We start from the raw sequence: 4598 nt of genomic DNA, 5'->3' as shown, positions 1-4598 counted from the left end.
ATTTTATTTATAAAGGATGGAAAAATATTTAGTGAGCTTGTAAGAGGAAATGATACTAGAAAAGAATTCTTTAATAAGATAATAGAAGTTATAACTCTTCTTGGGGGGGATGACAATAATGTATTCTAAAATTGCTATAGGAAATGTAAGAAAGAGCTTTAAAGATTATACAATATATTTTTTAACACTTACTTTAGCAGTTTGTATATTTTATAGCTTTAATTCTATAGAATCACAAAAGGCTATTATGGAAATGAACGCAGCAGGTAAGGAATATACTGAAATGTTAATACAAACTATAGGATATATATCTGTCTTTGTATCAGTTATTTTAGGAAGCTTAATTTTATATGCCAATAATTTCTTAATTAAAAGGCGTAAAAAAGAATTAGGAATATATATGACACTAGGTATGGGGAAAAGTAAAATATCTAGAATATTAATTATAGAAACTATTTTAGTTGGATTTATATCTTTAGTTAGTGGACTTTTATTAGGTATAGTAGCATCACAAGGATTATCGGTATTTACAGCTAAGCTTTTTGATGTAGGTATGAGTGAATATAGCTTTGTAATATCTATGCCAGCAATGGTAAAAACAGTTTTATACTTTGGAATAATGTTTTTACTTGTTATAATATTTAATACATTTATTATATCTAAATATAAAATAATAGACCTTTTAACAGCAGGAAGAAAAAATGAAGACATAAAGTTTAAAAATCCAATTACTTATTTTATATCATTTATAATGTCTATAGTAAGTTTAGGTTTTGCATATAAATTAATATTAGATATAGGACTAGATGTTACAAATTCAAAATTTTTAATATCTATAGCTTTAGGAATATTAGGCACAATATTATTCTTCTTTAGTTTAGCAGGGTTTATATTATTTATAGTAAAGAAAAATAAAAAGGTGTATTTTAAAGGTTTAAATATATTTGTAGTTAAACAATTAAATAGTAAGATAAATACTAACTTTATATCTATGGCTTTAATATGCTTAATGTTATTTATAACTATGTCTGTATTATCTACAGGAATAAGCTTTAAAACAGCATTAGAAGGCGGATTAAAGGAAGCAACTCCATTTGATGCTAGTGCAGTAATGTTTATTCGTGATGAGGATGGAATAAAAACAATAGAAGAATCATTAAATAATCTCCAGTTTTCTTTTGATGATGGAGAAAGCTATGTTTATTATGACTTATATGATTCAAATTTAAGCTTACAAGAAATGTTTGGAGATGGAGTAAGTGAAAAAGGTAGAGAAGCTTTAGGAAAATTATATTATAACGCAAATGTTATGAAGTTATCTCATTATAATGATATTAGAGCATTAGAAGGTAGGGAAAATATAGAATTAGGAGAAAATGAAGCTTTATTATTAAGTAATATGAACGAAACAACTGTATTAGAAGAATATTTAAAAAATAATAAGACAGTAAAGTTAAAAGATAAAGATTTATTAATAAAAGACAATAAAATACTAAAAGAAAATATTCAAACTAGCTATATGAAAAATACTTTTCCTACTTTAGTAGTAAATGATGAATTAACAAATGGATTTGAAATTAGAGATAATGTATTAAATATAAATTATGATGAAAGCAATAGAGAAAGATCAGAAGAAAAGTTAACTACATTATTTACAAACTATAGAGTTGGAAAAGTAGATTATGATAAGGTAGGATTTATTAGTGGATATACAAGAGATCAAATATATGCTGAAAATAAAGGTAGTACAACTACAATTTTATTTGTTGGAATATATTTGGGAATTGTTTTCTTAATAACAAGTATGGCAGTATTAGCGCTTCAACAATTATCTGAAGCAAGCGATAGTATTGATAGATATAAGTCACTTAAGAAGTTAGGTGCAAATAATAAAATGATAAATAAAACTATATTTACTCAAACTTTTATGTATTTTGCACTTCCTATAACACTAGCATTAGTTCATTCTATTGTTGGAATAATGGTTGCCAATGATTTTATAGCAATGTTTAATAAGCCTGATATAGGAGCAAGTTCAATAATTACTGCTTTAATATTTATAGTAGTTTATATAGGATATTTCTATGCAACATATACAGGATATAAAAATATAGTTAAGAGTAATCTATAATTTAAAATATTGAAAACACTTAGTAAAAATTACTGGAGTATCTTTAATAGATAGAGTAATTTATCTAGGTGTTTTTGTTTAATAAAATTTATGTGTTATATATTTACCTGATGGCTAACCGTTGTAAAATTCCCTTATCTTTAGGTGTGAGTTGACAAGGTTCATTCCAGTAGATAACTAATTTATAACCTTTAGATTGAGTTAAAAATCAACTTAAAGCTAAAAAGTCTGTTTATTTTAAATATTAAGGGGAAAAATTTAGATATTATGTTAATATAGAATAAAATAGTTGGAGGTAGACATATGAAGGTAGAATTAAGTGATGTAATGGAAGCTATAGAATTTGAAGGTGAAGTTTTAACACATTATTATAATAAGAAAACAGGTGTAATTATTTATTTAGAAGATGAAAGTTCAGCTAATTATAAGGCTGAAGATATAAATAATATAGAAAGCTTTGAAGAATGGGAAAGAGAACTAATAACAGCTTTACATGATTTAAAGGCTAATCCAGAGGATTATATTCAATTACCATGCGTAGATGAAATAAATGAATATAATATGCTTAAGGAATTTTCAAAGGATATAAGTGATGATAGCTTAACTAGTTTAATAGGTGATTCAAATGGTGGAGAAGATGAAATAAGAGAAATAATTGAGCAAATAAGAAAAATAGGTAAGATAGAAGAATGGTATGATTTTAGAGAAGAAGCAGAATATAATTTAGCAAAAGAATGGTGCAACAAAAATAATATAAGTTACATAGAATAAAAAAGGAAACCATCACTAAATAGAGTAGTATTATTTAGTGATGGTTTATTAATTATGAAATCATTAAAGATTAAGTTTGTTAATTAAAATTGTTTAATAAATTCTTCCACTAAAGCACTAGCATTTTTAGCAGCTATTGGTAAGAACTCTTCATATGAAAGGTCAGCTTCACCATTTGCTTTATCTGAAATTGAACGAAGGATAACAAATGGAATTTCATTTAAGTAAGCAACTTGTGCCATTGCAGCACCTTCCATTTCAACTGCTGATACTTCACCAAAGTTTTCTTTAATTCTATCAGCTATAGCACCACCAGCAACAAATTGGTCACCTGATGCAATACGTCCTTCTTTAATAGTAAGACCAGAAATATTTTCAGCAGACTTCTTTGCAGTTTCTATCATTTTAGAATCAGCATTAAAGAATGTAATTCCTAATCTTGAAATTTCACCAAGTGGATCACCAAATACTGTAGTGTCAAAATCATGTTGAACAGCATCAGTAGAAATAACAATATCACCTTGGTTTAATTGTGGGTCAAGTGTACCTGCAACTCCTGAATTTAAAAGAGCAGTTACATCAAATTCATTTATTAATATTTGAGTACAAGTTGCCATATTAACTTTACCAACACCTGAACGAACTAAAACTATATTTTTTCCTTCAAATGTACCTTTATAAAAGTCCATACCTGCAACTGTTACAGTTTCTTCAACAGTCATTTTTTCTTTTAATAATTCAACTTCTTCTTCCATAGCACCTATAACTCCAAGAACCTCTTCTCCAGTTGTTTGAGAGCTTGTAACAGTTGAGTTACAACCTACGAAAGATGTTACTAGTATAACTAGCATAGCAAAAACTAATAATAATTTATTTTTCATTTGTAAATATCTCCTATGCACTGAATTTTAAAGTAACAGATAAAAGTTATATCTTGTTACAAACATATTTATAACATACATTAAATTAAAAATCAACACAAATATTCGGATTTATATTAAAAATAATTAAATTACTCAAGAAAATAAAAGATAATATACGTAAAAAGGAATTAATTAACATAAAAATGCAATTTGTATATTATATATAAATACATATATTTTAAGTTTTAGTAGTTGAATTATACTATTAAGACTATTGTTTTAATTTGTTTGAACAAGCTTTACTTATTTTATTTAGTTTATATAAGTAACATCACTGATGGAGGCTTTATTAATGAGAGAACTGAGTTTTTCGGAAAAATTTGCTTTAATATCATTAAATGGGAAAGAAAAAGCTAAAATAAATTCAGATAAGAAAGTAGTACTAAAATGCATTGCAGCTGCTAGTATAGTAGAGTTATATTTATCTGATAGCTTTGTTTTTGATGATGGAATTTTAAGTGTTACTGAAGACGATATAAAGCAACAAAGTATAAGTAAATATCAGAAGGTAGTATTAGATGGAATTTTAAAGAAAAGAAAAATTATTAATGATAAATTTATAATTTGTATTAATGAAGTAGTTAGTTTACGCTGTAAGACTTTAAAAAATATAGAAAGTCTTTATATAAGTACTTTCTATAACATTAATTGCATAGAGGAAAAGTCTATTTTACTAAATGATTACACATCAAAGAAAGATAAGGAGGATTTATTTAAGTATTACAATACTAAAGAAGAGTTTTATTTAAGTTTGATAAATGAGTTAAGATATG

Annotated in this window: 4 protein-coding genes and 1 pseudogene; 4 read left to right on the top strand and 1 reads right to left on the bottom strand. The window is 25.7% G+C overall.

The annotated features are described in order from the left end of the window. From ACRDBA_RS16885 to ACRDBA_RS16875, 3 genes and pseudogenes are all read left to right on the top strand, one after another. A pseudogene (locus ACRDBA_RS16885) lies at positions 1-129 on the top strand (ABC transporter ATP-binding protein); the annotation flags it as partial. Next, positions 119-2131: an FtsX-like permease family protein gene (locus tag ACRDBA_RS16880; protein ID WP_438574099.1), complete on the top strand. Its 2013-nt coding sequence runs from the start codon at positions 119-121 to the stop codon at positions 2129-2131. The pseudogene ACRDBA_RS16885 and the gene ACRDBA_RS16880, both read left to right, overlap by 11 nt. Positions 2132-2434: 303 nt before the next feature. After that, positions 2435-2902, top strand: coding sequence for a hypothetical protein (locus tag ACRDBA_RS16875; protein WP_438574098.1), 468 nt, complete (start codon positions 2435-2437; stop codon positions 2900-2902). Positions 2903-2985: 83 nt separating this feature from the next. Here the strand turns inward: ACRDBA_RS16875 and ACRDBA_RS16870 are convergent, their stop codons facing one another. Next, positions 2986-3783, bottom strand: coding sequence for a 5'-methylthioadenosine/adenosylhomocysteine nucleosidase (locus tag ACRDBA_RS16870; protein WP_438574097.1), 798 nt, complete (start codon positions 3781-3783; stop codon positions 2986-2988). A gap of 334 nt (positions 3784-4117) precedes the next feature. Here ACRDBA_RS16870 and ACRDBA_RS16865 point away from each other — a divergent pair. Then, positions 4118-4598: hypothetical protein (locus ACRDBA_RS16865; RefSeq protein ID WP_438574096.1), on the top strand; the 481-nt coding region annotated here is incomplete at its 3' end.

The organism is Clostridium sp. (assembly GCF_051654825.1).
Lineage (GTDB): Bacteria > Bacillota > Clostridia > Clostridiales > Clostridiaceae > Clostridium.
The sequence above is the reverse complement of the archived record's forward strand: the minus strand, read 5'-3'. Positions and strand labels throughout refer to the sequence as shown.